This is a genomic window from Rhodococcus globerulus NBRC 14531 (genome assembly GCF_001894805.1).
GTDB classification, from domain to species: Bacteria; Actinomycetota; Actinomycetes; order Mycobacteriales; family Mycobacteriaceae; genus Rhodococcus_F; species Rhodococcus_F globerula.
Genome location: NZ_BCWX01000007.1, coordinates 125,784 through 151,720, shown reverse-complemented (window position 1 = coordinate 151,720; position 25,937 = coordinate 125,784). Strand labels below are relative to the sequence as shown.

General features: G+C 61.0%; 27 protein-coding genes. 13 read left to right on the top strand and 14 right to left on the bottom strand.

All coding sequences use genetic code 11. The features are described from left to right. Window positions 1-43: 43 nt before the first annotated feature. The 5 genes from RG2_RS27405 to casG are packed head-to-tail and all read right to left on the bottom strand — an operon-like array spanning window position 44 to window position 4,020. The gene (locus RG2_RS27405) at window positions 44-556 is read right to left on the bottom strand and encodes a nuclear transport factor 2 family protein (RefSeq protein WP_033236617.1); all 513 of its coding nucleotides are present in this window, start codon (window positions 554-556) and stop codon (window positions 44-46) included. 1 nt (window position 557) lies between these two features. Beyond that, window positions 558-1,454, bottom strand: a complete 897-nt coding sequence (locus RG2_RS27400) for a TIGR03619 family F420-dependent LLM class oxidoreductase (RefSeq protein WP_033236618.1) — start codon at window positions 1,452-1,454, stop codon at window positions 558-560. Between the two features lie 44 nt (window positions 1,455-1,498). Beyond that, window positions 1,499-1,855, bottom strand: coding sequence for an EthD domain-containing protein (locus RG2_RS27395; protein WP_033236619.1), 357 nt, complete (start codon window positions 1,853-1,855; stop codon window positions 1,499-1,501). Window positions 1,856-1,891: 36 nt separating this feature from the next. Next, complete coding sequence (locus RG2_RS27390; RefSeq protein ID WP_033236620.1) at window positions 1,892-2,362, bottom strand: nuclear transport factor 2 family protein; 471 nt, start codon at window positions 2,360-2,362, stop codon at window positions 1,892-1,894. Continuing rightward, entirely contained in the window at window positions 2,359-4,020 is a 1,662-nt protein-coding gene (gene casG, locus RG2_RS27385; protein ID WP_033236621.1) for a steroid-24-oyl-CoA synthetase, read from the bottom strand. The genes RG2_RS27390 and casG overlap by 4 nt, the downstream gene beginning before the upstream one ends. 272 nt (window positions 4,021-4,292) lie before the next feature. Here casG and casI point away from each other — a divergent pair, with 272 nt between their 5' ends. From casI to RG2_RS32470, 3 genes are all read left to right on the top strand, one after another. Beyond that, a complete protein-coding gene (casI, locus tag RG2_RS27380; protein WP_033236683.1) occupies window positions 4,293-5,924 on the top strand; it encodes a steroid-22-oyl-CoA synthetase in 1,632 nt (543 codons plus the stop codon). Beyond that, the gene (locus RG2_RS27375) at window positions 5,921-6,751 is read left to right on the top strand and encodes an SDR family NAD(P)-dependent oxidoreductase (RefSeq protein ID WP_033236622.1); all 831 of its coding nucleotides are present in this window, start codon (window positions 5,921-5,923) and stop codon (window positions 6,749-6,751) included. Before casI ends, RG2_RS27375 begins: the two co-directional genes overlap by 4 nt. A gap of 410 nt (window positions 6,752-7,161) precedes the next feature. After that, window positions 7,162-7,287 carry a hypothetical protein gene (locus tag RG2_RS32470; protein ID WP_255285241.1) on the top strand — a complete coding sequence of 42 codons (126 nt, stop codon included), beginning with the start codon at window positions 7,162-7,164 and terminating at the stop codon, window positions 7,285-7,287. A 65-nt stretch (window positions 7,288-7,352) separates the two neighbouring features. On the opposite strand, the gene RG2_RS27370 is transcribed toward RG2_RS32470, so the two are convergent. The 3 genes from RG2_RS27370 to RG2_RS27360 all read right to left on the bottom strand — a co-directional run bounded on the left by RG2_RS27370 (window position 7,353) and on the right by RG2_RS27360 (window position 10,652). Next, window positions 7,353-8,555: a ricin-type beta-trefoil lectin domain protein gene (locus tag RG2_RS27370; RefSeq protein WP_230590376.1), complete on the bottom strand. Its 1,203-nt coding sequence runs from the start codon at window positions 8,553-8,555 to the stop codon at window positions 7,353-7,355. Between the two features lie 279 nt (window positions 8,556-8,834). After that, entirely contained in the window at window positions 8,835-9,374 is a 540-nt protein-coding gene (locus RG2_RS27365; RefSeq protein ID WP_033236623.1) for a GtrA family protein, read from the bottom strand. A 66-nt stretch (window positions 9,375-9,440) separates the two neighbouring features. After that, window positions 9,441-10,652: an enhanced intracellular survival protein Eis gene (locus RG2_RS27360; RefSeq protein WP_072782759.1), complete on the bottom strand. Its 1,212-nt coding sequence runs from the start codon at window positions 10,650-10,652 to the stop codon at window positions 9,441-9,443. 111 nt (window positions 10,653-10,763) lie between these two features. Here RG2_RS27360 and RG2_RS27355 point away from each other — a divergent pair, with 111 nt between their 5' ends. Further along, window positions 10,764-11,984, top strand: a complete 1,221-nt coding sequence (locus RG2_RS27355) for a fatty acid desaturase family protein (protein ID WP_033236624.1) — start codon at window positions 10,764-10,766, stop codon at window positions 11,982-11,984. A gap of 9 nt (window positions 11,985-11,993) precedes the next feature. On the opposite strand, the gene RG2_RS27350 is transcribed toward RG2_RS27355, so the two are convergent. Beyond that, complete coding sequence (locus RG2_RS27350; RefSeq protein WP_033236625.1) at window positions 11,994-12,446, bottom strand: nuclear transport factor 2 family protein; 453 nt, start codon at window positions 12,444-12,446, stop codon at window positions 11,994-11,996. A gap of 134 nt (window positions 12,447-12,580) precedes the next feature. On the opposite strand from RG2_RS27350, the gene RG2_RS27345 reads away from it, so the two are divergent. The 6 genes from RG2_RS27345 to RG2_RS27320 are packed head-to-tail and all read left to right on the top strand — an operon-like array spanning window position 12,581 to window position 18,245. Further along, window positions 12,581-13,747, top strand: coding sequence for an acyl-CoA dehydrogenase family protein (locus RG2_RS27345; RefSeq protein WP_033236626.1), 1,167 nt, complete (start codon window positions 12,581-12,583; stop codon window positions 13,745-13,747). Beyond that, on the top strand, window positions 13,744-14,691 hold the full coding sequence (locus RG2_RS27340; RefSeq protein ID WP_033236627.1) for a bifunctional MaoC family dehydratase N-terminal/OB-fold nucleic acid binding domain-containing protein: 948 nt from the start codon (window positions 13,744-13,746) through the stop codon (window positions 14,689-14,691). The genes RG2_RS27345 and RG2_RS27340 overlap by 4 nt, the downstream gene beginning before the upstream one ends. Beyond that, on the top strand, window positions 14,691-15,806 hold the full coding sequence (locus RG2_RS27335) for an acyl-CoA dehydrogenase family protein (protein ID WP_033236628.1): 1,116 nt from the start codon (window positions 14,691-14,693) through the stop codon (window positions 15,804-15,806). Before RG2_RS27340 ends, RG2_RS27335 begins: the two co-directional genes overlap by 1 nt. After that, entirely contained in the window at window positions 15,803-16,231 is a 429-nt protein-coding gene (locus tag RG2_RS27330; protein ID WP_033236629.1) for a MaoC family dehydratase, read from the top strand. The genes RG2_RS27335 and RG2_RS27330 overlap by 4 nt, the downstream gene beginning before the upstream one ends. Further along, the gene (locus RG2_RS27325) at window positions 16,231-17,409 is read left to right on the top strand and encodes a lipid-transfer protein (protein ID WP_033236630.1); all 1,179 of its coding nucleotides are present in this window, start codon (window positions 16,231-16,233) and stop codon (window positions 17,407-17,409) included. Before RG2_RS27330 ends, RG2_RS27325 begins: the two co-directional genes overlap by 1 nt. A 14-nt stretch (window positions 17,410-17,423) precedes the next feature. Next, window positions 17,424-18,245 carry a MaoC/PaaZ C-terminal domain-containing protein gene (locus RG2_RS27320; RefSeq protein WP_033236631.1) on the top strand — a complete coding sequence of 274 codons (822 nt, stop codon included), beginning with the start codon at window positions 17,424-17,426 and terminating at the stop codon, window positions 18,243-18,245. Window positions 18,246-18,359: 114 nt separating this feature from the next. Here the strand turns inward: RG2_RS27320 and RG2_RS27315 are convergent, their stop codons facing one another. Next, entirely contained in the window at window positions 18,360-19,157 is a 798-nt protein-coding gene (locus RG2_RS27315) for an SDR family oxidoreductase (RefSeq protein ID WP_033236686.1), read from the bottom strand. 184 nt (window positions 19,158-19,341) lie between these two features. Here RG2_RS27315 and RG2_RS27310 point away from each other — a divergent pair, with 184 nt between their 5' ends. Continuing rightward, window positions 19,342-20,103: an SDR family NAD(P)-dependent oxidoreductase gene (locus tag RG2_RS27310; RefSeq protein WP_033236632.1), complete on the top strand. Its 762-nt coding sequence runs from the start codon at window positions 19,342-19,344 to the stop codon at window positions 20,101-20,103. A gap of 5 nt (window positions 20,104-20,108) precedes the next feature. Here the strand turns inward: RG2_RS27310 and RG2_RS27305 are convergent, their stop codons facing one another. The 4 genes from RG2_RS27305 to RG2_RS27290 are packed head-to-tail and all read right to left on the bottom strand — an operon-like array spanning window position 20,109 to window position 24,077. After that, window positions 20,109-20,837, bottom strand: coding sequence for a glycerophosphodiester phosphodiesterase (locus RG2_RS27305; RefSeq protein WP_033236633.1), 729 nt, complete (start codon window positions 20,835-20,837; stop codon window positions 20,109-20,111). Between the two features lie 2 nt (window positions 20,838-20,839). Then, a complete protein-coding gene (locus RG2_RS27300) occupies window positions 20,840-22,213 on the bottom strand; it encodes an ABC transporter substrate-binding protein (RefSeq protein ID WP_033236634.1) in 1,374 nt (457 codons plus the stop codon). 53 nt (window positions 22,214-22,266) lie between these two features. Continuing rightward, window positions 22,267-23,121: a carbohydrate ABC transporter permease gene (locus RG2_RS27295; protein ID WP_033236635.1), complete on the bottom strand. Its 855-nt coding sequence runs from the start codon at window positions 23,119-23,121 to the stop codon at window positions 22,267-22,269. After that, the gene (locus RG2_RS27290) at window positions 23,121-24,077 is read right to left on the bottom strand and encodes a carbohydrate ABC transporter permease (protein ID WP_051730728.1); all 957 of its coding nucleotides are present in this window, start codon (window positions 24,075-24,077) and stop codon (window positions 23,121-23,123) included. The genes RG2_RS27295 and RG2_RS27290 overlap by 1 nt, the downstream gene beginning before the upstream one ends. Before the next feature lie 343 nt (window positions 24,078-24,420). On the opposite strand from RG2_RS27290, the gene RG2_RS27285 reads away from it, so the two are divergent. Together RG2_RS27285 and RG2_RS27280 are read left to right on the top strand one after the other, a co-directional pair. Further along, the gene (locus RG2_RS27285) at window positions 24,421-25,239 is read left to right on the top strand and encodes a DeoR/GlpR family DNA-binding transcription regulator (protein ID WP_045064910.1); all 819 of its coding nucleotides are present in this window, start codon (window positions 24,421-24,423) and stop codon (window positions 25,237-25,239) included. Beyond that, window positions 25,239-25,928: an HAD family hydrolase gene (locus RG2_RS27280; protein ID WP_033236636.1), complete on the top strand. Its 690-nt coding sequence runs from the start codon at window positions 25,239-25,241 to the stop codon at window positions 25,926-25,928. Before RG2_RS27285 ends, RG2_RS27280 begins: the two co-directional genes overlap by 1 nt. Window positions 25,929-25,937: the final 9 nt, after the last annotated feature.

Genomic DNA, 25,937 nt, shown 5'->3' with positions numbered 1-25,937 from the left:
GGATTGAACCTGCCGGTTCAAAGACTCGCGGGGTTCACGCAGACTAGATGGGGAGAGTTTTTCGTAAGGCGGCCAACGGATCTGAATCATCGCGTCGTCCTCGGGGGCCGGCGCTCTCGGGATTCACGAATCGGCCTTCGTCGGAGCGGGTCCATTCGCGTACGGCCCATCGTTCCTTGATTGCCCAACGCCCATTTCGACGCTCCATGTGGTCGATGAAGCGTGCGCCGCTGGTGAAGTTGATCATTCCGACGCCTTCGGGACCGCCCCAATGCGTTGACATCGAGTATGCCTCGCTGATCGCGTGGTCGCCGTGCAGCTCGACGAGGTGGTTGCCGATGTGATGCATGGTGCCGCCGATGACGGAGAGTTTGGGCTTCACCCAGGCAATGTATTCGTCGATGTTGCCGTCGAATCCGGTGTGATGATCGATGGCGTCGGGGTGATAGGCGCTGCGAACGAGATCGAAATCGAGCCGGTCGATGCCTCGGGCATACGTCAAAACGACTTCACGAATAGCCTGCTTGTCCAGCAGATCCTGCAATTGCTGTTCCATTTCAGGACTCCTTGACGCTGATCATCCAGTCGAGCAGTTCCGGTAGTTCTTCGCTGGCACAGTCGAATACGACCGGACGGAAGACGACGACGGATGCGCCGCGGTGGGACCAGTCGTGAGCCTTCTCAGCAGTGGCTTCGAGGTCGACGGTTCCGTTGTCACGACGAACCGGCGATGCAGACACCTGCACGCGCGCGGTATCGGGATCGCGATCGTGAGCTTCGAATGTGTTGCGTAGCAGCGCAACGCTGTCCGTGAATGTATCCAAATCGGCAGGGTTGACGGTCCAGCCGTCGGCGACACGTGCGACGCGGTCGAAGTTCCGCTGGCTGGGCCCGAACCCGAAGAGGACAGGAACGCGGTCTTGGGTCGAGAGCGGAATGCTGTGGTAGTTCTCGAAGGAGAAGTCGCGCCCCTTGAAGTTGGCGGGAGCCTGTGTCCAGAGTTCACGGCACGCTGCGACGGTTTCCTCCATGCGCCCGAATCTGGCATCGAAAGGCATGTTCGTGGCGGTGTATTCGGCCTCTTGCCACCCGACTCCGAAGCCCATGGTCACGCGTCCGTCCGACAGTGCGTCGAGGGTGGCGACTTGTTTGGCGAGCAGTGCCGGTGGTCGAACCGTTGCAATGAGAACCGACACTCCGAGGCGAGCGCGTTCGGTGACTGCAGCAATCGAGGAGAGCAGCGAAATCGGCTCGTACCAAGGATGATCGAGCGGGAACAGGAAGTTGTGTTCGCTGACGCGCTGCGCATGAGCGTCAGCATTGAACCCGAGGTGATCGCCGGTGCAGATCAAGTCGACGCCGGCCCGATCGGCGGCAGCGGCGAAATCGAGAACCGGTCTGATCTTTCCCTCGAACAGTGCCTCGAGGCCCAATACGTTGACACCGATTTCCATGCAAACAGTCCTTTCCGAAAATCTGCGGGAACGACGGGCGGGTCTCAGCTCTGCGGCAATTCGCGCTCGTCGGTAACAAACTGAATGATCTTGCTTTGATCGAGAAAGTTGGATTCGTCGGCCCGAATTCGATCGCCGACCTCCGGGCGGGCATGAGTGGCCAGCATGTCTTCGTACCCGGCCTTGTCGTGGAACCACAATTCGGTGATGACATCGAAAGCCGGGTCGGGGACGCCGTCTGCGCGCAGAGCCTGAGCGAGATCGGGGTAATTCCGCCGGTACTCGATGATCGACGGGAAGGTTGCGGCAATCAGTGGGGCATGGTTGTTCTCGTAGTAGTCGATGAACTCTTCTTTCGTGAGTCCCGGCTTACGAGTGAGTAGCGCGATTGCCTTGAACATCGTTCGTCTCCCCGTTGAAGGTGCTGCGAGATGTGCTCAGAGTGACCGGTTGGCATGAGCAGACATATCACCCATGTTGTCCATGCAGAAAAGCCGTGATGCAAACTGCCACGATCCGTCAACACACGTGAATCGATCGAAGTAGCGTCCGGACAAAATGGGTTGCAGGGCAAAATCTTCGGTGCCCTGGATAACCGTGATGTAGGACAGTGCCGACGCTTCGTTCCCGTCAACCGAGATACGGGTATTGGTCAGCAGGTGTTTGGTTCGCGGGACCGCGGGAGTGCCGTACATCCGGATGAAGCTGCTGCACGCGGCGAACACAGCGTCGGCATCGGACGAAATCAGAGTTGTTGCAACACCGTCCGCGCCGCACTGGCCGTAATCGGAGTGCGCAAACAATGATGCGACATCACGCAACCTACCCTGATCGATCAGGTGCGTGTACTCGCAGAGCAGGTCACGGATCGCCGACTCGGCGACGATCCGTGACAGCTCTTCGGTCATACCGTGATCTCGCGGCGAACCATCTTTCCGGTTGCGTTGCGGGGCAACAGATCGCCGGTTATACGCCACTTCGAGGGCACCTTGAAGTACGACAGACGCTCAGCCGCGAATTCGCGGAGGTCTTCCTCGGTGGTGACTGCACCGGCGCGCAGAACGACAACTGCTGACACTTCCTGGCCGAGGTCCGGGTGAGGCGAACCGATAACGGCGCATTCGATGACGTCGGGATGCTCGTCGAGGGTCTGTTCGATCTCTGTGGGGTAGACGTTCTCGCCGCCACGCAGAATGAGATCCGACCGGCGTCCCGTCAGACGGAGGCGACCGTTCTCGATCACGCCGAAATCGCCGGTGCGGAGCCAGCGTCCGGGAGAAATTGCCGAAGCGGTGGCTTCTTCGTTCTCCCAGTAACCGAGCATCACGAACGGGCTGCGCACGCAGACCTCACCCTCGATGCCGTCGGGCAGCCATTCACCGAAGGGGTCACGAATTTCCATGGACACGGTGATGATGGGACGTCCGAGCGTCCCGGGGAACTCTTCGAGCTCAGCTCCGACGGCAACGGCGATAGCCGTGCTGCACTCGGTGAGGCCGTAGCTGTCGACCAGGGCGTTGCGGGCGAACGGTACCTGCTCCTTGAGGCGTTCCTTGAACGCGGGCGACGACGGCGCCGATGCCAGGGAGAATGCCGTCAGCGAGGACACGTCGTACTTGCCGATGTTGCCGTGTTCGAGCAACCGCGACGCCATGGTGGGAACCGCGCCCCAGTTGGTGATGCGTTCGCGTTCGACCAATCCGAGCACCTTGTCCACGTCGAAGCCGCCGTCGATCATCACGACAGCGCTGCCGGTAGCCAGACGCGGGATGACCAGGTTATGGAGGCTCGCGATGTGGAACAGGGGAGAGGTCAGGAGGTAGCGGAGCGGGCTGGGCTTGGAGCCGTCGTACTCGCGGCCCGTGAACGCAGCGCCGATGGCGTCGCTGTACTTGTGGTAGTCGACAACAGCCATCACGTTGCGGTGTGAGTGCAGGGCGCCCTTGGGGCGGCCGCTGGTGCCACTGGTGAAAAGGATGACAGCCGGATCGTCCTCGTCGATGTCCGTGGCGGGTACATCTGCGCCGGCGTATTCGGCGATGAGTGCGGGCAGATCCTCTTCCATGGTCAGAACGCTGATGCTTGCCGGCAGTTCGGGAAGCGCAGCGCCGCGCTTGGCGTCGACTACCAGCACCTTCGGGCTCGACAGCTCGATGCCGTGTGTCACCTCGCGCGGAACCCACCAGCCGTTGAGACCGACCGCGATGGCGCCGAGTGCCTGCGTCGCGAAGAAGGTCATGACCCATTCAGGGTTGTTGGCGGCAAGAATTCCCACTCGATCGCCCTTGCGGACGCCGTACTTGTCGCGAAGCGCAGTCGCCAGCGCGGCTACAGCGTCGGCATGCTCCGTGAAGGAAATCCGACGGTCGCTCGTGACGAGATAGTCGCCGTCGCCCCAGGCCCGGGACGCGGAGATGAGCTCACCGATGGCATGTCCGCGATTCTTCATCACGGGCATGACGGTGCCGAGAACCTCTTCTTCGACGATCTCGAACGGCCCACCGGGACCGGTGAGGCGCGAGACCGCCTGGTCCAGGAGCAACTGCGGATCTGCGGGGGCAGTCATGGAATGGCCTTTCGTATTGTGGCGCTTTTCACGTCACAAAATGTCACGGGACAATCCTATCTGTGGGGCGGTTACCACTGAGCGAGACTGAGCGGGTTACTGACATAACGCGCAGTTAGCGTTCCGAAAGAATCGCAGCCGAAGGAATGAGCGTGAGCGCACACGAATTCCCTCCCTCTCGAGTAGGACACAGGATCACGATGACGAACACCGCCACCGAAGCACCTCCGAGCAGTTCCGTTGCCACTCCGCAGCGCGCGGACGTCGCACAGATGTTGATCGATCGTGTCGGTGATCAGCATCTGGGACTGCGGACGCGTACTCAGGACTGGACGTGGGACGAGGTTGTCCATGAAAGTGCCGCCCGCGGTTCGTACGCCAAGTCGCTTCGCGCGCCGGGCCCCTTCCACATCGGTGTTCTCCTCGAGAACGAGCCCGAGTTCCTGTTCTGGCTTGGCGGCGCCGCACTGACGGGCGCCACGATCGTCGGAATCAACCCGACTCGTCGCGGTGCCGAACTCGAAGCCGAGGTCCGGTATGTCGATTGCCAGATGATCGTCACCGACAAGGCCGGCCACGAGAAGCTCGCTGGTCTCGATCTCGGTCTGACCGACGACCGCTTCATCCTCGTCGACGACGCGTCGTATGCCGAAACCGTTGCTGCGCATCGCGTCGAGACGCCGCAGATCGACCTGGGCGTCGATGCGTCGACGCTTTTCCTTCTCCTCTTCACCTCCGGCACTACCGGTATGTCGAAGGCTGTCCGATGCAGCCAGGGTCGTCTGACGCGTCTGGCATACGCGAACTGTGCCAAGTACGACATCGATCGCGATGACGTCTGCTACTGCTGCATGCCGCTCTTCCACGGCAACGCGCTGATGGCACTGTGGGCTCCCGCGCTGTCGCAGGGCGCTACGGTCTGCCTCGTTCGCAAGTTCACCGCTTCGGGCTTCATGCCCGACGTCCGGTTCTACGGCGCAACATATTTCACGTATGTCGGCAAGGCACTCGGCTACCTGATGGCGACGCCGGAGCAGTCCGACGACATCGAGAACACCCTTACACACGGTTTTGGTACCGAAGCGTCGCCGGGTGACAAGGCCGAGTTCATTCGTCGCTTCGGCGCACAGCTTTTCGAGGGCTACGGCTCGAGCGAAGGCGCCGGTTCGGTGGTTCTCGATCCGAACCAGCCCGCGGGAGCGTTGGGACGTCCGGCTAACGAGAACATCGTCATCGTCAATCCCGACACCAAGGAAGAGCGTCCGCGCGCGATCCTGGACGAGCACGGCCATGTGCTCAACTCGGACGAGTCCATCGGCGAAATGGTCGACAAGGCAGGTTCGCAGAAGTTCGAGGGCTACTACAAGAACGAAGACGCCATGGCGGAGAAGATCCGTGACGGTTGGTACTGGACAGGCGATCTCGGTTACGTCGACGAAGCGGGATTCATCTACTTCGCCGGCCGTAAGGGTGACTGGATCCGCGTGGACGGTGAGAACACGTCGGCTCTGATGATCGAGCACATCCTGCGTCGCCACCCCAAGGTGATCGCAACCGGTGTGTTTGCCGTACCTGACCCGCGCTCGGGTGATCAGGTCATGGCGGGCATCGAGGTTGCGGATCTGGCGGATTTCGACCCCGTCGAATTTGCGGCTTACCTTGCCGCACAGGCAGATTTGGGAACAAAGTCGGCGCCGCGCTTCATTCGCGTATCGACCAACCTGCCCGTCACCGGTTCCAACAAGGTGCTCAAGCGTGACCTTCAGGTCGATCGCTGGCGGACCGACGAGCCGGTGTACCACTGGGTGGGCCGCGGCGCTCCCGAGTACACGCTGATGACAGAAGCTGATATCGAGAGCCTCGAGAAAGAGTTCGAGACTCACGGTCGTTCGAGGTTCCTGTGAACCGAGTTGCGCTGGTAACCGGGGCTTCTCGCGGTATCGGCCGCGAATGTGCACTGGCATTTGCTCGCGCCGGGTTCGATGTCGCGATCACTGCCCGCACCGTCCGTGAAGGTGAAGGCAGAGCCGCACCGCGAACGCGCGACGGCGAGCAGGTTATCCCTGTTACCGGAAGCCTCGAGACGACAGTTTCCGAAATCGAGGCCTGCGGCGTGCGGGCCATGGCCGTTCCGATGGACCTCCTCGATCGGGCATCGGTTGTTGCGGCCGGTGAGCAGGTACTGCGCGAGTGGGGCCGGGTGGATGTGCTGGTCAACAACGCCTATGCACAGACCGTCGGCAACATGGACCGGATTCTCGACATCGAGATCGACGATGCCCAGGCAATGGTTGTCGGCAACTATCTGCATCAGCTCGCCTTGGTCCAGGTGATCCTTCCGTCGATGATCAAGAGCGGCAACGGTGTTGTCATCGGTCTCGCATCCGGTTCGGCCACCATGGACCCACCGGCGCCTCCCGGTGAAGGCGGCTGGGGCCTGTCGTATGCAGCGTCGAAGGCCGGCTTCGGGCGTATCGCGGGTGCGATCAATTCGGAGTACCGCGGCGCCGGTATCAAGGCATTCAATCTGAGTCCGGGGTTTGTGATCACGGAATCGGGTAAGGCTCGCGGCGGTGCGGACGCGATCGTGGACGCAGGATTTGCCGCCACACCGGCGTCGGTTCCGGCAGCCGCCGCAGTCTGGCTTGCAACCGACCCCGATGCCGACCGCTTCCTCGGCCGAGTGGTGGACGGTCCGAAACTGATGGCGACGCTTCACGAGAAGAAATGAAGCTTGGGGTTCATCGACGAGAAGGCCGAATACTCGAGCAGTTGACGGCAAATTCGTAGCACCCCACAGCTCTCGATCACGGTGTTAGCATCCGATGGTGCCCGGGTGAACAGCTCGGGCACGAGCGATGTTTGCTGTCTTTGGCCAGCGAAAGCGCAAGTACAGCAACCCTTCACATAAGGAGTTTCACATGGGATCGATCGCCGATCTTCTTGCCCAGAGCCAGGCTTTGGCTGCGTTCAAGTACCTCCTCGGTGTGCTCGGTGGAGCGTTCGGTAGCTGATAGCGCGCCCGGACTGCGGTGACTACCAGTAGTCGCCACCGCACTTCAACGTGCGCTCTATCCGAGCGCGATCAATTTTCTCGAAAAGGCCGGTTTCTTCGGCCTGGTCCAATCATGGAGGCACACAATGGGTTCCCTTTCGACAATTCTCATGATCCCGGTCGGTAGCGCAGACCTCGTCCTCAAGGGCGTGTTCGAATCTCTGACGAACACCGTGAACAGTCTCGTCGTGGTTTTCGGTGGGTTGAGCTAGTTCCGCATCGAATCGACCGAGAAGGTCCGCGCGCCTCTGGCATGCGGACCTTCTCTGGTTTGAGGCTACGGCCGTGCGCTCGTGTCGTAGGCATATACCGAGACCCAATCGAGCATCAGGTTCCCGTTGCTGGTTCCCGTGCCTTTTGTCTCGGTCTGCAACTGCCAGCGCATCGGGGTGGACGGAACCCAGGACGTGCTTTCCAGGACTACCTGGTTGTCGAGTAGATATTTGATCCGCCCGGGCGACCACTCGATCGTGTATGTGTGCCAGTCGGTGAACCGCGCTCCGATGTCCGTTGCGAGGTCCTGACACCCGCCTACGCAAGAACCCGCACCGGAGTAGTGGTGGAAACCGCCTGCAGTGCCGGACAGTCCACCTTCGGGGAAGTCGAATTCACCATCGCGCGGCCATACTTCGGACTGCGGCCATAACAACCAGGCAACGTAATATTCGTTGAGATTCGGGTTGTCGACCTTGAATCTCGCAGAATAGCGGCCGTAGGTTTGATTTTGATTCTGGCCGTTGATGACGGGTGACGGGCTTGCCCCCGCCGGTTGCCCGTTGACATTGTGCAGATTGAAATTGAGGACGCCATTCTTGACGCTGAGAACTTGGTCGGCGCGATACGGCCGCTGTTGATATGTATCGAGATAACAAGACGGGTATGTTCGCCACCTTTGCCCTTGTGCGCCGGTGTAGACGATCTTGTTGGGATCACACGTATTTGCCCACGTCCCCAGCGCAGCGTCTTTGGTGAAGTCGTCGTAGAAGATCTGGCGCCATCCATTGAGATTGCCGACCGGTACCGCAACCCCTGACGGAGACGGAAGCGTCACGATGGCTCCGGTGTACGACCAACTCTGCGCCTGTGTGCCATCGCATACCTGTACGACAGCTGGATTTCCGTTTGCATTGACACCACCGCGATTCTCGACGCAGAGTCCGTTGACCTGGCTTCGAACGGTACCTCCGGGACCGGAGGTCCATTTTTGGAATGCTGCGCCTGTGCAATTCGATATGACCAGGGCAGTCCCTGCCGCCAGAGAACCACCCTGGGGACCCAGGCATTTCGTCTGTACCCGGACGGTGCCATCGCTTTCAACGCTCCAGATCTGTGCGGCCGAGCCGTTGCAGTCGTAGATCTGAACCGGGTTGCCGTCCGATGTCACGCCCCACTTGTTTTCCAGGCATCGCCCACTGGGTGTCTTGACCGCGCCGATCACGGCAGCCTCGGACACGGCAGGAGAAACTACCAGTGCGCCCATCGCCATGACGATGGACGCGATGAGAAAACAAACGGTTTGTTTCGAATGTCGATCCTTTGTTGACGATTCCCCCGAAATATACGAAAACACAGTCACTCTCATTGTGATTCCATTCTTTTGTGCGGCGAGAACCTAGCCCGGTGGAAACAATTCCACAGGCTTTGTTGGCGAAATGCTACACAAAAGGATCGGGGTTATTTGCACCTTTCGGGAAGGTTGAAATAGTGCAGATATTGACGAAATTCGCCGATGCGTGATGCTCTTCGGTTGCTGCCGGCGTCAGTCGAGTGAAGGAGCGTCTGTGGCTTCCGAATCGAGGATCATTTCGCCGTTCGTGGACTCTTCAGGGAAGACGAATTTGCGCATCGCCCACCAACGGAAGGCCGTTGCGAGCAGCGTGCCGATGATGGAGCCACTGATGAAGTCGGCGAAGTTCTCCATCAATACGGAGACGTTTGGCTGGCGGAGGTCGAATACGTAGCTCGAGATCCAGAGTGGCACCTGGTTGATGGCCAGGCCGATACCGGCGACGATGAAGAACAGTGCCGCCTCGTGATGACGTTGGCGTCCACCCCGCTCAGCGAACGACCATTCCCGGTTCAGTACGTACGACAGGACCGTCGCGACCAGGACCGCGATGATGTTGGCGGTAACCGGATGTTGCGGCAGTACGGTCCACTTGATGCCGAAGAACAACACCGTGGTGACGATGAAGGCGATGCCGCCGACCACCAGAAACTTGAGCATCTCCGCGTGCGGCAAAACCCGTACGAGAATCTTCTCAGGAAGCCAATTGACCAGTTTTCCTACAAACGCCATTGGTCGAGGCTAACCGTGTCGGTGCCGTTAGGCATAAAAATCGCAAGCGCCGGAGCGTTCGGAAAGTCAGAAACCATACCCCATGACTGCGGGGCGCGTGGTGCCGAAAGCGAAGTCGAAGTCGCGTATCTCCTGAGGGGTGGAGGCCTGGACGCGCCCTGCTGCCGCGAAGATTCGAGCCTGATGCGAACCCAGGTAGATGCTGGACAAGATATCGGACGGCATCGTGATCTGTGCGTCGGCGTCCGTGGGTCGGCAGGTGGCCTTTCCACCCCGAATGCTGAGCGCGAACGTACCACCGGAGTCGAGGAACGGATCCTCGATCTTGATGACAGTGTCGAGGTCAGCGACATATTCACGAGCTTCGAGCGCTGCTGGAACATCCATGATTCGCAGCCACAGACGGTCGGATCGACGGGTTGTCCGCACCGAACGGTAGTCCGTCAGCATCAGTCGCAGCGGATCTTCAGGATGCTGCTCGGCTTCGATGCGGGTCACGAGATCGAGCCCGCACATTGTCCGCCACAGCGCGGCGTAGGCGTCGTCGTTGATGGCAACGAACTCGGCGATGTCGACGACGCTGTCGGAGCCGTCACTTCGGTGGCGGTAGGAAACGTAGCCGTCGGGATGTGTCAGAAAGAACAGTCCCGAGGCGCCGGCACGATGGTCGGACGGGTCGGCAAATGTGAAATCCCAATGCGCCTGCGGACGCCTTTGCGCGCCTGGAGTGACGAGGCGCCAGCGGTCGTAGATTGCGGGCAGTAGCGTGGCTGCGGTCTGCGCGTCGGTGATCCGCACGCCGCTTCCGGTTGGGGCCTGCGGGCGGAAATCGGCAAAACGTCGATCGATCGTGATGCTCTCGCTGACGGTTGCGGGGCCGTAGCCGAACCGGTTGTAGATACGCGCGTCGCTGGCCGTCAGAGCTACCAGGGGAGCACCCGTCGACGCGATGTGGTGGTGCAACCGGACGAACATCGAGCGCAGGATTCCGCGGCGACGGTGCGTCGGGGCGACGGACACCCATGTGATTCCGCGAGTGGGTAGCTGGTTCCCGCCCGGAACCGTGATTTCCATGTCGAACTCGATGGCCAGTCCGACAACTTGATCACCTTCTGTCGCGACGACGATGTCCTCGGGGCGGTAGAGCGTCCGAGTGAGTGTTTTGTCGGCGCTCGACGGATGAAACCCGAACCCAGTCGAGTCGAGCAACTGGATCGCCGGCCAGTCGGCTTCAGTGGCAGTTCGGATGGTGATCTGGTTGTCGGTGCTCACGCTCATTGATGCTGGCACAGATTGCGCGGTGACGCACGTAGCGCGCGAGTCGACGTTTCACCGGCGATTCTTGGGGGTACCGTCCGACGAACCGGCCCCGCGACAGGAGTGAATACAGTGGCGATCACCGATATCAAGGAATATGCGCACCTCACCGAGGAAGACGTCGAGGCGCTCGGGCGTGAATTGGACGCTATTCGGCTCGACATCGAGGAGAAGCGCGGTGCGCGTGACGCTCGATACGTTCAGCGAACTATCGCGTTTCAACGCTCTCTCATGGTGGCCGGTCGTGTCGTCCTGTTTGCCAGCAAGAAGAAGCCCGCATGGATCCTGGGAACAGCGCTTCTGGGGGTCGGCAAGATTATCGAGAACATGGAACTCGGCCACAACATCATTCACGGTCAGTGGGACTGGATGAACGATCCCGAGATTCATTCGAGCAACTGGGAGTGGGACAACACCTGCCCATCGTCGGGTTGGAAGCACTCGCACAACTTCACCCATCACAAGTTCACCAATATCGTCGGTCTCGACAATGACGTGGGCTACGGCATCATGCGCGTCACGCGAGATCAGAAGTGGCACGCGGACTATCTATTCCAGCCGATCACCAATTTCGCGTTGGCAACACTGTTCGAATGGGGCGTCGCACTTCACCATCTAGAGACAGACAAACTTCGCAAGGGGCAGGTGAAGTGGTCCGACAAATCCGAGATGGCAAAGGAAATCGGCAAGAAGATCGCACGGCAGGTGACCAAGGACTACATTCTGTTCCCAGCTCTGACCGGCCCAGCGTGGAAGACCACGCTGACGGCAAATATCGTCGCAAATCTCATTCGCAATTACTGGAGTTACGCAGTCATCTTCTGCGGGCATTTTCCCGACGGAGCCGAGAAGTTCACTCTCGAGGAATTCGAGAACGAATCGCGCGCGCAATGGTACCTACGACAGATGCTCGGCTCGGCCAACTTTCACGCCGGACCGATCATGGCATTTATGAGCGGCAACCTCTGCTACCAGATCGAGCATCATTGCTTCCCCGACTTGCCGAGCAACCGATACTCGGAAATCGCTGTGCCACTTCGTGAATTATGTGACAAGTACGATCTCCCGTACACAACAGGTCCGCTGTGGAAGCAGTACGGACTGACATTGCGCACCATCTGGAAGTTGTCGCTCCCCAACAGGTTTCTCTCCGCCTCCCAGGACGACGCACCGGAAACGCACTCCGAGTTGAAGTTTCGCGTTCGTGGCGGCATCAAGGAAGTATTCGGAGTCGATCCGCACACGGGTAAGCGTCGTGGGTTGCGAACGGCCATCGCCATGATGGCGAGTTGACGCTCGCCTTTAACTGCCGAGCAGAATGACCGGCACGTCCTCAGCGAAGTCCACAACCAATTCGCGACGAGAAAACAGCCAGGTGCCGTCGACCTTGTCGAAACTGTCCTGGTAGCGAATCTCGATTCGGTTGTTCCGGAACCCCTCGCCGCGGGGATAGATGTGATGCGCGGAGCAGTAAGCCTCGCCGTGGGCCGTGGTGGCGCTGTCCTGATCGAGGACTTGCTGCTCGACGATGTGCCGCGTCGAGTGCAGGTGTGCGACGGCGCCGACTATCGAATCGGACAGAGTCGACCGGCCCTGAATTTCGGTCGGCCCGTCGGTGCCGTTCAATGCGGGCGGCAGGACAAAGGTGGCGTTTTCGGTGAACAGAGCCGCGAGAGCAGCCGGATTTCGTCGGTCGACTGCCTGTGCGTACCTGGCAGCCAAGTCGGTGAGGGCGATCCGATCCGAAGGTTCCATGGCAGCATTTCACCTTATGTGACGGCGCTCATGTTTCGCCTTCCCGCTCAACGAGACACATTCAGCGCCCAAAGATGCATCTAGTTAGCGTCCAGATCAAAGTTGCTAGCCATGAATGCCATAGGAGAACCGCGATGGATCTGAGGGAATCGCCCGAGCAGCAGGAGCTCCGCAAGGAGCTGCGCGCGTACTTCGCGACGCTGCTGCCGGAGGAGAAGCGCCGCGCTGCCGGTGAACAGGGTGTTGGCGGCGAATACTTCCGTGAAATCGTGAAGTTGCTGGGCAAGGACGGCTGGCTCGGTATCGGCTGGCCCAAGGAATTCGGTGGCCAGGGACGCTCCATCGAAGAGCAGTTCGTGTTCTTCGACGAGGTTCAGCGCGCGGGATTGCCGTTCCCCTTCGTGACGGTCAATACCGTCGGGCCGACATTGATGAAGTACGGCACCGAAGAGCAGAAGGAACGATTCCTGCCGGGCATTCTTGCCGGCGACATCGTTTTTGCCATCGGCTACACCGAGCCGGAGGCCGGAACGGACTTGGCTTCGCTCAAGACCCGTGCAGTCCTCGACGGTGACGAGTGGATCGTCGACGGCAACAAGATCTTCACCAGTGGCGCCAACACTGCCGACTACGTGTGGCTGGCCTGCCGCACCGACGCGGACGCCCCCAAGCACAAGGGCATCTCGATCCTGATCGTCCCCACGGAGGACGCAGGCTTCGAGTGGTCACCGATCAACACCGTCGGCGGCTTGATGGTGACGTCGACGTACTACTCCGGCATTCGCGTCCCGTCGAAGGACGTTGTCGGCGAGGTCAACGGCGGCTGGCAGCTCATCACGGCGCAGCTCAACCACGAGCGAATCGGTTTGGCGGCCATCGGTGGCCGCACCTACGGCCTGTGGAACCTGGTCCTGGACTGGGCCAAGGAAAACGGCGCCATCGACATCCCGTGGGTGCAGCAGGACTTCGCTCGCACACACGCCAAGCTCGAGGCCATGCGACTGCTGAACTGGAAGATGACGGCAGCCGTCGCACAGGACACGCTCTCCGGAGCCGACGCCGGCGCTACCAAGACATACGGGACCGAGACTCACGTCGACGTCTACCGCACCCTGCTCGGAATTCTCGGCTCCGCCGGACGCATCCGTCCCGAGTCTCCGGGCGCTTTGCTTGCCGGTCAGATCGAGCAGATCTCGCGTCAGGGTGTCGTGAACACCTTCGGTGGCGGCGTCAACGAGGTTCTGCGTGACATGGTCGGCACCATCGGCTTGGGACTCGTTCGCGAAAAGAGGGTCAAGTGAGCGACATTTCGGCGCAACTCGACGCTTTTGTCGGCCAGACGCTTGTTCCCACCACCTGGGGACCCGACGAGGTCAACATCCCCATGATCCGGCATTGGGCCGAGACCATGGGCGATACCAACCCCGTCTACCTCGACGACGAAGCTGCCCGCGCCACCGGCCGTGACGGCGTCGTCGCTCCCGCTCAGATGCTTCAGGTCTGGATCATGCGGACGTTCACCGACAAGATGGCGGGCAACGACCCGTCACAGGTGTGGACCGATCTGATCGCCACCCTCGACGCTGCGGGCTACAGTTCCGTCGTCGCCACCGATTCCGATCAGGAGTTCTTCGGCGAACTGCGCCCAGGCGATCGTGTGAACTACACCGAGGTCATCGAGTCGATTTCCCCGGAAAAGAAGACCGGACTCGGCGTCGGACACTTCGTGACGACGCTCAAGACCTACCGCAACGGCGACGACGAAGTTGTCGGCACGCAGCGGTGGCGGACGCTGCGGTTCAAACCGCAGGAAGCCAAGGCTCCGGAGGCTCCGCGCGCACTGCGTCCGCGTCCGGCTCTCAATGCGGACAACGCTTTCTGGTTCGAAGCGGCCAAGGAACACCGTCTGGTGATCCAGCGCTGCACGTCCTGCAAGACGTTGCGTCATCCCACCGGACCGATGTGCGGCGAGTGCCAGTCACTCGAGTGGGACACGATCGATGCGTCGGGCCGTGGCACGGTGTACAGCTTCGTGGTCAATCACCATCCCAAGATCGACGCGTTCGACTACCCGCTCATCGTTGCGGTCATCGAACTCGAAGAGGGAACCCGATTGATCGCCAACATGGTGGGTATCGCGCCCGAAGATGTCGTGGTCGACATGCCCGTGGAACTTGACTGGATCGACGCCGACCCGGATTTGACGCTTCCCGCGTTCCGGCCGGCCGCACGCGAGGAGCACTGATGGACTTCAATTTCAGCGAAGAGCAGGACGCGATTCGCTCACTGGCCGACGAGGTCTTCACCAGCAAGGCCACGATCGAGCGCACCAAGGAGATCGAACTCTCCGCCGAGCGCGTCGACCGTGAACTGTGGCGCGAACTCGCGACCACCGGCTTGCTCGGTATCGCCCTGCCCGAAGAGTTCGGCGGCGGCGGACTCGGCTTGTCCGAGCTGTACACCCTGCTCGAGGAACAGGGCCGCCACGTTGCGGCCGTACCGATCTGGGAAACGGCGCTCGCCGCGTTGGCGATCAACGAGTTCGGTTCCGATTCCCTTCGCGCAGAGCTCCTTCCGAGTGTTGCCGACGGCAGTCGATTCCTGACGATCGGGCTCGAGGAATTCGGGCCGTACACGGGCGGCGACCCGCTGACGACGGCTGCCGAGGATGCCGACGGTAACTGGACGCTGACCGGTGAGAAGGCCGTTGTGCCGATCACGAACATCGCGAACCTCGCGCTCGTCTCGGCAACCACGTCCACGGGAACGGCTCTGTTGCTGGTGGATCTGAATGCAGACGGTGTCACGGTGGAGCAGACGCAGTCCACCAACCACGAGATCTGTGCCAACCTCACGTTTGCCGCTGCCCCCGCGCAGCTGATCGGCGCGGCTGACGGCACCACGGTTCCGTGGCTGATCGACCGAGTTGAGCTGGCATTGGCCGCAATTCAATGGGGCGTCGGCTCCGGTGCTGTTGCACAGGCCGTCACGTACCTGAACGGCCGCATGCAGTTCGGCCGTCCGCTCGCGACCTTCCAGGCGGTCAACCACCAGCTCGCTGATTGCTACATCGATCTCGAAGCGATGCGAGTGACACTGTGGCAGGCTGCATGGCGCATCTCCGTGGGATTGGATCTCGGCACCTCGGTACTCGTCGCCAAGTGGTGGGCCACCGACGGCGGACAGCGCGTCGTGCATCGCACCACGCATGTCCACGGTGGTATGGGCGTCGACACCGACTACCCGGTTCACCGTCACCTCTTGTGGGGCAAGCAGATTGCTGCCACCCTCGGCGGTTCCAGCTCCGATCTCGCGCGTCTGGGTGCGCAGCTCGCATCCGGTGTGGAGGTGCTCGCATGACCGTTCTTGCCGGTCGTAGCTACGCAGACGTCGTTGTCGGAGAGGCATTGCCCGAGTTGGCGATCCCGCTGACCCGCACGTTGATCGTCGCCACGGCAATCGCCACTCGCGATTTTCAGGACGTGCACCACGATCCGAGCCTGGCCCAGGAGCGTGGCTCGAAGGATGTCTTCATGAACATCCTCACGAGCAACGGTCTCGTCGGCCGGTACGTCACGGATTGGGCTGGATCGGCATCGACCCTGCGTCGCATCGCCATTCGTCTCGGCGCGCCCAACTACCCGGGTGACACCATGACGATGACCGGTGAGGTCGTGTCCAAGGAAGACGGTGTTGTCGTGGTCAAGGTGCAGGGCGCAAACAGCCTCGGCAACCATGCATCCGGCACCGTCACAGTTGCTTTCAAAGAAGAGGGGAAGCCCTGATGGCGATCAGCCCGCTCTCAGGAGCCGCTGCCATCGTCGGCATCGGATCCACCGAGTTCTCCAAGAACTCCGGTCGCACCGAACTGCAGTTGGCCTGTGAGGCCATCGTCGCTGCACTCGCGGACGCGGGTATCGCCCCGTCCGAGGTTGACGGACTTTCGACCTTCACCGCGGAAACCAACGGCGAAGCCATTGTGGCTCGCAACTGTGGTCTCGGCGAGCTGAAGTTCTTCTCCCGCATCGGTTACGGCGGTGGCGCCGCATGCGGCCCCGTGCAGCAGGCAGCCATGGCCGTTGCGACGGGTGTCGCCGATGTCGTGGTCTGCTACCGCGCTTTCAACGAGCGCTCCGGTGAGCGTTACGGCCTGGGTCAGCATGATCGCCCGATGGCAACCACAGCGGACCGCGCGGCTTATGCGTGGATGACCCCGCAGGGCCTGTCGACTCCCGCTCAGTGGGTCGCTATGTTCGCACGGCGGTACATGCACCAGTACGGTGCGACGAGTGAGGACTTCGGACGAGTTGCAGTGGTGGCGCGCAAGCACGCTGCCAACAACCCGGCTGCCTGGTTCTACGAGCGTCCGATCACACTCGAGGATCACCAGAATTCCCGCTGGATCGCCGAACCGCTGCACTTGCTCGACTGCTGCCAGGAAACAGACGGTGGCCAGGCGCTCGTCGTCGTCTCCGCTGAGCGCGCCAAGGATCTGGCCAACAAGCCGGCCTTCATCAAGGCCGCTGCTCAGGGCAGTGGCAAGGATCAGCACATGATGACCAGTTACTACCGACCCGACATCACGGGTATCCCGGAGATGGGTCTGGTCGGCCGTCAGCTGTACAGCCAGAGCGGCCTGACACCGGACGACATCAACGCGGCGATCCTGTACGACCACTTCACTCCGCTGGTCCTCCCACAGCTCGAAGAACTGGGATTCTGCAAGCCCGGCGAGGCCAAGGACTTCATCCGCGAAGGCAACCTGGAACTCGGTGGACGCCTGCCGGCGAACACTCACGGTGGTCAGGTCGGCGAGGCGTACCTGCACGGTGTCAACGGTGTTGCCGAAGGTGTGCGGCTCATTCGTGGCACGTCGACCAATCAGCCCGATGGTGTCGAGAACGTATTGGTCACTGCCGGAACAGCAGTACCTACCAGTGGTCTCATTCTCGGCGTGGTGTGAGAGAGGAATTGAACGTGACTACTTCGGAAACTGCGAAGACTGCCGGCGATTGGCGCGGAGCCGATCTCGGTACCCGCACCGTGTCGTACACCGAGCGCGACGCGATCCTGTACGCACTTGCCGTGGGCGCCAAGGCAACCGAGTTGGACCTCGTTTTCGAGGATCAGCTTCGGGTGCTGCCGACATTTGCTCTGACACTGGCGCAGTGGGCTCCCGACGCTCTGGGCTCGGCGGGCGCTTTCGACACCTCGACGGCACTGCACGGCTCGCAAGAGTTGAAAGTGCTTGCTCCGCTTCCGCGTAGCGGTGAGGTGACGCTGAAGGCTTCGGTCGGCGAGGTGTGGGACAAGGGTGCTGCAGCCGTCTTCGAAGTGAAGGTCGAGTGCGAGTACTTCGTCGCGACCTGGTCGCTGTTCGCTCCCGGCGCCGGTGGATTCGGCGGAGAACGTGGGCCGTCCCGTCCCGCAGAGCCGACGGGCGAGCCTTCACTCACCGGTGTGCTGACCACGGCGGAGAATCAGACGGCGATGTATCGCCTGCTGGGCGACATGCACCACATCCACATCGATCCAGAGGCCGCGGCACGGATCAATCAGCCGCGTCCGATCATGCACGGCCTGTGCACGTTGGCTGCCAGCACACTCGAGCTTGCCCGGGTCGCCGGAGTGCATCCGGCAGACCTCGTGAGCCTCGAGGGTCGATTTGCGGCGGCCATTCATCCGGGTGAGGCGCCGTCCATCGTTGCGTGGGGTACTCCTGACGACCTGGCCTTCCAGGTCCACAAGGATGGTCAGGTAGCGATTTCCGGTGCGCGAGTGAGCTTCTCCGCTCGCTAGCATCCGCAGACTCAACTGCGGGGCGCTTGACCCCCCCGTCGCGCCCCGCAGTTGTTCACACAAAACGAGGAAGCCCTCGAGCAATTGCTCGAGGGCTTCCTTGGCTGCTCGGTCTTACGAGCTGGTTCGCGAAAACAGCTCGGGGTGGGTAGCAAGGTAACGGGCCGGGTATTCGCCGCCACCGTGGACGGCGATGTCGGTTCCCGTCACGTACGACGAGAGCGAACTTGCCAGGAACAGGCAGGAATTCGCGATGTCCGACGGTACGGCCATGCGCTCCATCGGGATGATCTCGGTGACGGCCGCGCCGCCGTCTGCGCCGTAGACCTCTGCGGCTGCTTCCGTGCGGATCAAGCCGGTGGTGATGTGGTTGATGCGGACCTTGGGGGCCCATTCGAGCGCCAAAGCCTTTGTCAGGACCAACAGTCCGGCCTTGGCGGCGCTGTATGCCGCGGTGCCGGGCTGCGGGTCGATGCCCGAGACACTGCCGATGTTGATGATGGCGCCGCCGTTGTCCTGTGTCTGCATGACGGCGTTTGCAGCCTGAGCAACGTTGAAGGGGGCCAGCAGATTCAGCGCCACGATCTTCTCCACGAAGCGCGGGGAGACGGTGGCTGCGTCGGCGTCGGGGGAGCCGCCGGCATTGTTGATCAGAACGTCCAGTCGGCCGAAGCGATCGACGGCATCCTGGACGAGCGCTGCGGCGTCTGCAGGATCGCGGACGTCCGTGGCTTTGAATGCTGCAGTGCGTCCGTCAGCCGACGGGAGCTTTTCGGGCTCGTTTCGGCCACAGACCAGTACGTTTGCCCCGGCAGCCAGGAAGGTTTCGGCGATGACAAAGCCGATGCCCTTGGTGCCGCCGGTGACGATCACCGAGCGTCCGCTGAAATCGACGGGGTTGGGGAGTGTCACGGTGGAGCCTTCCTGATGTTGGGGCCGAGCCGATTTGCCGCCCAGTGTGATTGACGCGACAGTGCCGGTCGTCATAGGGTCAAGCAAATGCTTGGTTGCTTAGTTCGTTGAGTGTAGACGACCAACACCGGCAGTCACCAGAATCGACCAGTCCCCGCAGGCAACAGGACATTGGAGCAATCACATGGGCACGCTTGACGGCAAAGTTGCACTCATCACCGGTGCAGGTCAGGGAATCGGGCAAGGCATTGCCTTGGCATTGGCGAAAGAAGGCGCCGAGATCGCGGTAGCCGGTCGCACCGAGTCCAAGCTCCACACCACGTGCGGGCTGCTCGCCGACATCGGTGCCCGCGGCGAGGTAGTCGTGTGTGACGTCAGCAAGAAGGACGACATCACCGCCGCCGTGGACCGTACCGTCGAACTGTTCGGCGGAATCGACATCCTGATCAACAACGCCAACGACTGCAAGCCCGGCCCGCTGCTCAGCGTGCTCGACGAAGACTTCGAACGCTCCTTCGCGACGGGACCGCTCGCCACCCTGCGCATGATGCAGGCGTCGTATCCCCACATGAACAGCCGCGGCGGCGGCGTCATCATCAACATGGTCACCTCCGCGGCCGTGCGCTGGGATGCCAGCAACTACGGTGCCTACGGCTCCATCAAGGAGGGCATGCGCGCACTAACCCGCGCTGCGGCCTGCGAGTGGGGCAAGGACAATATCCGTGTCCTCAACGTTGCGCCACACGCGCAGACCCCGGCCCTGCAGTGGTGGATGGACAAGAACCCGGAAGAAGCGGCAGCCTTTGTCGCGGGAATCCCGCTGGGTCGCGTCGGCGATCCCGAAACCGACATCGGGCGTGCCGTCGTCTTCCTGGTCGGCGAAGATGCCGGTTACCTGACCGGCGCAACCATCCCCCTCGACGGTGGACAGTCGCGCTGGGGGTAATTCCGTCAGGTGCGGTCGAGCCACTCCCTGGCGTCCCCCGGGAAATCCGTGGTCGTGCCGTCCACTCCGAGTTCGAGGGCTCGTGCTGCATCTGCCGGAGTGCGCAGGGGCCACGCGTGAACCTGCAGTCCGGCTTCATGGAGGTCGCGGACCAGGTCGGCCGTCAGGCCGTCCCAGCCGCAGTAGAACGCGCCGGAACCGGTGGCCGCAAGAACGGATTCGATACCAGCCGGGTGAGCGTCGGCGCTTGGATACGCCGACACGATCAATCCGCGCGGGATGAACGGTGCTGCCTCGGCAACTGCGAGCAGAGCCTCGGCCGAGAAGCTCGTGAACTGAATGCGCTGAGCGTCTTCCGGCCGCGCCACCACGATCCGTCCGAGTTCCGGCACCACCTCGATGGCCTTGATCTCCACCTGCAAGGTCACCGTGGTGTTGTCGAGCGCTTCGTCGAAGGTCAGGACGCCGCGTCCGGAGTCCAATTCGATGTCTTTGATCTGGTCGAACGTGAGTTCCGCCACGGGTCCGAGCCCACGCCCGGAATCGTCGGCGGCGGTGCGATCGAGCGTCGCGTCGTGGAGCACGATCGCAACGCCGTCGGCGGTCAAGCGCACGTCGAGTTCGATCTCGTCGACGCCCATCTCCTCGGCGAGACGAAATGACGCAATGCTGTTCTCGGGTGCGTGAGCCATGGCGCCGCGATGGCCTACCAAGGTGAATGATTCGGATCGCATGGTCAGGCCACCTTGCTTTCGTAGAGTTTGCGCACGGATTCCGTGTCTGCGCGCAGCTTGGTTGCCGTTGCCTTCAAAGTTGCGCCGGCGTCGGCATTTTCGGTGTACAGCTTCTGAATTGCGGTGCGCATTTCCGTGATGGTGCTCTGGACGTACCGTCGAACGGCGTCAGGCTGGCGGGCGAGCTCGAGTTGGTCGACGGCCAGTTTGTAGTTCGGATTGTCGGACATGACCTGACGCACCTTGGTGGAGTTTGCCGCGGAGATTGTCGAGGGCAGGTATCCCGTTCCGACGGTCCAGGTCGACGACGCTTCCTCGCCGGACAGATACGCGAGTACCTGCGCGGCAGCTTCCTTGCGTTCCGGGCTGGCATTCTTCATGATTCCGAGTCCGGCACCACCGGTCGGCACGCCGTGTGTGGTCTGTTGAGGCAGGAAGCCGGCACCGACCTCGAACTGGGCGCCCTTGATCAGTCCGGTCAGTGATCCGGTGGAGTTCGTGATGGTTGCGACCTGGCCGTTGATGAAGTCATTGTTGATTTCCTGCGCGAGGTACGCGATCTTGTCGTCGTTGATCACGGCCCGGTCGAACTCTGCGGCGGCAATTGCAGCTGCGGAGTCCACGGTGACGTCGAGTCCGTCGGAGATCGATCCGCCGAAGTTCCAGAGCAGTCCCTGCATGTACCAGTCGTCGGCGCCGGTGTATGCGCGCATCTTCAGAGAATTACCATTGTAGTTCTGGCCGGTGATTTGTTTTCCCCACGAACGGAATTCATCCCAGGTGGCGGGGGCGCGATCCGGCAAACCTGCGGACGAGAAGATCTCTTTGTTGTAGTAGAACAGTGGTGTCGATCGGCCGAACGGGATCCAGTAGGACTCGCCGCGGACAACGCCCTCGGTGAACAGGCGCTCATTGAACGTGCTCGGACCGAAGTTGTTGTCGAAGTATCCGCCGAGCGGTTCGAGTGTGTCGTTGAGGAAGAACTTGTTCCACGAGACGTCGGAGAAGACGCCGATGTCGGGGATCTGCCTGGCCTGGAGTCCGGCGGCGATCTTCTCGGTGACGCCGTCGTACCCGTTGAACTGCTGAACTTCTGCGTAGATATCGGATTGTGAGCGGTTGAATCCGTCGACGACTCCGGTGAAGACCTCGTGGTTGTTGCCCGACCACGGACTCCAGATGACGACGTTGGTCCTCCCGGCAAATTCGCTGGGGGCCTTGACGTCCGGTGCTGAGAACGAAGCCGTGCCGCCGGCGTTTCCGCACGCCGCGAGTACGGGGAGTGCGATCGCGGTCATACCGGCAGCAGTGAGAAAGCTGCGGCGAGAGATGTTCACAGGTTTCTGCGCGGAGCCTGATCGGGCAAAAAACGACATGATGGGTATCTCCTGGAGGATGCTGAACTGGCAGGGGAAGGTCGGAAAACTGATCAGCGTCGAACGGACGCTCCGGCAAGCCCGGCAACGATGAACCGCTGGGCAAAGAGAAAGAGCAACAGCATGGGGAGGACAACCATGGTGGTTCCGGCCATGATCGCGCCCCAGTTGTCAACACCCTCACTCTCTTTGAGTGCCATCAAACCGATGGGAAGAGTGCGCATCTGAACGGAATTGGTGACGAGAAGAGGCCAGATGAAGTCGTTCCACTCGTCGATGACAGCGATCAGCGCAACGGTGACAACCGCCGGAACTGACATCGGTAATGCAAAGTAGAACAGCTTGCGGATGTGTCCGGCGCCGTCGAGCTCTGCAGCCTCCATGACTTCCTTCGGGAGACTCAGAAAGTGCTGGCGTAGAAGGAATGTTCCGAATGCGCTCGCGAGTCCAGGCAGGATTATCCCCGCGTAGGTGTTGATCATTCCGAGATTGCCGATGGTGATGTAGTTGAGCAACAGTGTCACGTGCCCCGGCACCATCAAGGCTCCCAGGACCGCGAGGAAGATCCACTTCTTGCCGGGAAAGGGAAGGAAGGCAAAGGCATAGGCGCTGAACACTGCCAAGGTGACCTTCGCAGTGGCACCGACGATCGTGACGATCAGTGAGTTGACGAAGAAGTCGCCGAACGGAACGGCATTCCACGCGTGGCTGAAGTTCTCCCACGCCAGACGGCTGGGGACGAATTGCAGTGGCCACTGGTAGATCTCGCTCTCCGGCTTGAACGCCGACGAGATCATCCAGTAGAACGGGATGGCAAAGACGAGGCCGACAACAACCAGTCCGATCCAGGACAAGCGAAATCGAATGCGCGTCTTGTTCGGGGTTGTCGTTCTGCTGGGTGCGGACATCAGTAGTGCACTTTCTTCTCGACGAATCGCATTTGGAACACTGTGACGCCCATCAGGACGACAAACATCACCATGGATCCGGCGGCGGCAGTGCCGGCACTGAAGGCCTTGAATCCTTCTTGGTAGATGAACCAGCTGAGAGTGGTTGTGGCGCCTGCGGGTCCGCCGCTGGTCATCATCGCGATGACGTCGAAGGACTGAAAGGCGCTGATGACCTGGGTGATCAGGAGGAAGAACGTTGTCGGTGAGAGTAGCGGCATGGTGATGTGGCGGAATGTCTGCCATGCCCCTGCCCCGTCGAGACGTGCCGCCTCGAGGACGTCGGCCGGCATCGACTGAAGCGCAGCTAGATAGACGATGGCTACAAAGCCGACACCTTTCCAGATCGAGACGATGATCAGCGCGGGCATCGCCCATGAACTCGAGGTTGTCCAGTGTGGTGAATCTGCTCCGAACAACCCGAACAGCGCTCGGGACAGTCCGTAGTTCGGATCGAAGATGAACAACCAGATCGCGGCCACCGCCGCGCCCGAGAGGATGTGCGGCGAAAATGCCAAAGCGGAAACGGCTGCGCGTCCTCGTGATTGGCGATTGAACAGGCACGCCAGGGCCAGTCCCACGCTCAGGCTGATGCCGACAATCGCAACAACCCATACCAAGGTCAGGCGTAACACCCGGAGAAACGCAGGATCGTGCAGCAACTTCGTGTAGTTGTCGACGCCGACGAACAGCGGCGTCGGCGCGATCATGTCCCATTCAGTGAGGCTGAGGTAGATGTTGCCGATAACGGGCCAATATGCGAAGACCGCTATCAGCAGCAGGTTCGGGAAGGTGAAGAGCACAAAGAGCTTGTAGCCCTTGCGTTCACGCCTTCGGGTAGGGCGACCCCGGGTTGATCCGCGACTCACAGGGGCGGAGACCGTCGGCGGTGCCGGGCGTTGAGTTGTCAACGACATGTCGAGACCATTTCTTCCGGGGGTGTCGCTTTCTTGATGCGAGACGGTGAAGATCACATCGACGGTGTTACGTCTTCGTTGATCGCAGTGATCGTTTCACTCGTGCGGATGGTCGTCAAATGGTCGAAACGGGCAGATTTCGCGAGTGTGAAATCTCCACGAGACGTTCTAAATCTGCTGTTACACAGCAGATTTAGTTAATTATGCGTCTGCGGTTCTGGCGGTGACCGAGCTGAAGTTTCAGTTTGTCATGCCTAAGCTTCTCGACTCGTTCATCGAGCATTCATATCAGGAAGAGTGATATAAATGACTCGTAATCACACCAGCTACAGCAAGGTCTTGGATGAGTCGACGATTGATCACCCACACCAGGCAAGAACGGCTGGACGGCATTCTCGAATGCTTGATGGCAGATGAATCGGCGTCCGCACAATCGCTGGCCGCTCACTTCGATATGTCGTTGATGACGGTCCACCGTGATCTCGACGAACTTCAACGCCGCGGAATAGTCCGAAAGTTCAGGGGCGGAGTCAGCATCGAACGAACCAGCAGTTACGAGATTGCAGCACCGCTGAGGCGTCGCATCGCCACCGAACAAAAGTTGGCGATCGGCGCTGCTGCTGCCACCGAGGTTGCTCCGGGGCAGGTGATAATGCTCGACGATTCCACCACCGCCTCCCACATGATCCGCCACTTGATCGAGATCGAAGAACTTCGGGTTGTGACGAACTATCTGCCCTCACTTCGTGAACTGTCCGAAGTGACCGGCATTTCGGTGACCGCTATCGGCGGCGACTTCGATTCCGGTCATGAATCGTTTGTCGGCGAGGGTGCAGCCAAGGCCGTGCGCGAACTGCGCGTCGACGCTCTGTACTTCTCGACGTCGAGTGCTGATCGCGACGGCATGTATCACCAGGAAGAGAAAGTCGTTCGGCTCAAATCGGAGATGATTCGGTGTGCCGGTCGGCGGGTTCTCCTGATGGACAGTTCCAAATTGGCGCACACCTCGCTACATCGAGTGTGTGGTTGGGACGTGATCGACGAGTTGATCACCGATGACGGTGCACCACTGGGGATTATCGAGGATATCCGTGCACAGGGTGTTGTGGTGCGCGTCGTTGGATCCGATCGTGTTGAGCTACAAGAGGAAGGAAAGTCCTGATGCTGCAAGCGGTCTTCTGGGACATGGACGGCACACTGGTGGACACCGAGCCGAGTTGGTTTGCGGCGGAGCGTGCCTTGATGTCGAGGTACGGGGTGGAGTGGTCTGACGAACAGGCAACAGCACTGGTGGGGAAGGCCTTGCCCGACTCTGCTGCGATCCTTCGCGCGGCGGGGGCGGATCTCACGATCCGCGAGATAGTCGATGAACTGGTGGCCGCCGTCGTGGCGGGTGTTCGGCAGTCCATCGAGTGGCGTCCGGGTGCCCGTGAGTTGTTGGCGCAGGTTCGCGACGCCGGAATACCCAGTGTGTTGGTGACGATGAGCGAGGCGCCGTTGGCGGAGGCTGTTGCGAGCGCGCTCCCACCGGGAACATTTCAGTTGATGGTTACCGGAGACATGGTCGAGCACGGTAAGCCGCACCCGGAGCCGTACTTGCGGGCCAGAACAGATCTCTCGGCGCTGACCGGCCCGATTTCCATGGATCGGGTTGTGGCGATCGAGGACTCGATTCCGGGATTGGCGTCGGCGATTGCCGCGGGCGCCGTCGCAGTGGGCGTGCCGAACATGGTGAGTCTGAGGGAAGATCCAGGCGTTGTCCTGTGGGCGACGTTGGCCGGAAAGTCAGTCACGGACCTCGAGGAGTTAGTCGCTGGGCGAGCAGCGTCGCTCGAATTGCAGTCGATCTGAAGACGTGAA

Excerpts from the sequence above, each read along its gene's own strand:
- RG2_RS27405 (WP_033236617.1), bottom strand. The coding sequence starts at position 556 with ATGGAACAGCAATTGCAGGATCTGCTGGACAAGCAGGCTATTCGTGAA.
- RG2_RS27400 (WP_033236618.1), bottom strand. The coding sequence starts at position 1,454 with ATGGAAATCGGTGTCAACGTATTGGGCCTCGAGGCACTGTTCGAGGGA.
- RG2_RS27395 (WP_033236619.1), bottom strand. The coding sequence starts at position 1,855 with ATGTTCAAGGCAATCGCGCTACTCACTCGTAAGCCGGGACTCACGAAA.
- RG2_RS27390 (WP_033236620.1), bottom strand. The coding sequence starts at position 2,362 with ATGACCGAAGAGCTGTCACGGATCGTCGCCGAGTCGGCGATCCGTGAC.
- casG (WP_033236621.1), bottom strand. The coding sequence starts at position 4,020 with ATGACTGCCCCCGCAGATCCGCAGTTGCTCCTGGACCAGGCGGTCTCG.
- casI (WP_033236683.1), top strand. The coding sequence starts at position 4,293 with ATGTTGATCGATCGTGTCGGTGATCAGCATCTGGGACTGCGGACGCGT.
- RG2_RS32470 (WP_255285241.1), top strand. The coding sequence starts at position 7,162 with ATGGGTTCCCTTTCGACAATTCTCATGATCCCGGTCGGTAGCGCAGAC.
- RG2_RS27370 (WP_230590376.1), bottom strand. The coding sequence starts at position 8,555 with ATGGGCGCACTGGTAGTTTCTCCTGCCGTGTCCGAGGCTGCCGTGATC.
- RG2_RS27365 (WP_033236623.1), bottom strand. The coding sequence starts at position 9,374 with ATGGCGTTTGTAGGAAAACTGGTCAATTGGCTTCCTGAGAAGATTCTC.
- RG2_RS27360 (WP_072782759.1), bottom strand. The coding sequence starts at position 10,652 with ATGAGCGTGAGCACCGACAACCAGATCACCATCCGAACTGCCACTGAA.
- RG2_RS27350 (WP_033236625.1), bottom strand. The coding sequence starts at position 12,446 with ATGGAACCTTCGGATCGGATCGCCCTCACCGACTTGGCTGCCAGGTAC.
- RG2_RS27345 (WP_033236626.1), top strand. The coding sequence starts at position 12,581 with ATGGATCTGAGGGAATCGCCCGAGCAGCAGGAGCTCCGCAAGGAGCTG.
- RG2_RS27335 (WP_033236628.1), top strand. The coding sequence starts at position 14,691 with ATGGACTTCAATTTCAGCGAAGAGCAGGACGCGATTCGCTCACTGGCC.
- RG2_RS27330 (WP_033236629.1), top strand. The coding sequence starts at position 15,803 with ATGACCGTTCTTGCCGGTCGTAGCTACGCAGACGTCGTTGTCGGAGAG.
- RG2_RS27325 (WP_033236630.1), top strand. The coding sequence starts at position 16,231 with ATGGCGATCAGCCCGCTCTCAGGAGCCGCTGCCATCGTCGGCATCGGA.
- RG2_RS27310 (WP_033236632.1), top strand. The coding sequence starts at position 19,342 with ATGGGCACGCTTGACGGCAAAGTTGCACTCATCACCGGTGCAGGTCAG.
- RG2_RS27305 (WP_033236633.1), bottom strand. The coding sequence starts at position 20,837 with ATGCGATCCGAATCATTCACCTTGGTAGGCCATCGCGGCGCCATGGCT.
- RG2_RS27300 (WP_033236634.1), bottom strand. The coding sequence starts at position 22,213 with ATGTCGTTTTTTGCCCGATCAGGCTCCGCGCAGAAACCTGTGAACATC.
- RG2_RS27295 (WP_033236635.1), bottom strand. The coding sequence starts at position 23,121 with ATGTCCGCACCCAGCAGAACGACAACCCCGAACAAGACGCGCATTCGA.
- RG2_RS27290 (WP_051730728.1), bottom strand. The coding sequence starts at position 24,077 with ATGTCGTTGACAACTCAACGCCCGGCACCGCCGACGGTCTCCGCCCCT.
- RG2_RS27285 (WP_045064910.1), top strand. The coding sequence starts at position 24,421 with ATGAGTCGACGATTGATCACCCACACCAGGCAAGAACGGCTGGACGGC.
- RG2_RS27280 (WP_033236636.1), top strand. The coding sequence starts at position 25,239 with ATGCTGCAAGCGGTCTTCTGGGACATGGACGGCACACTGGTGGACACC.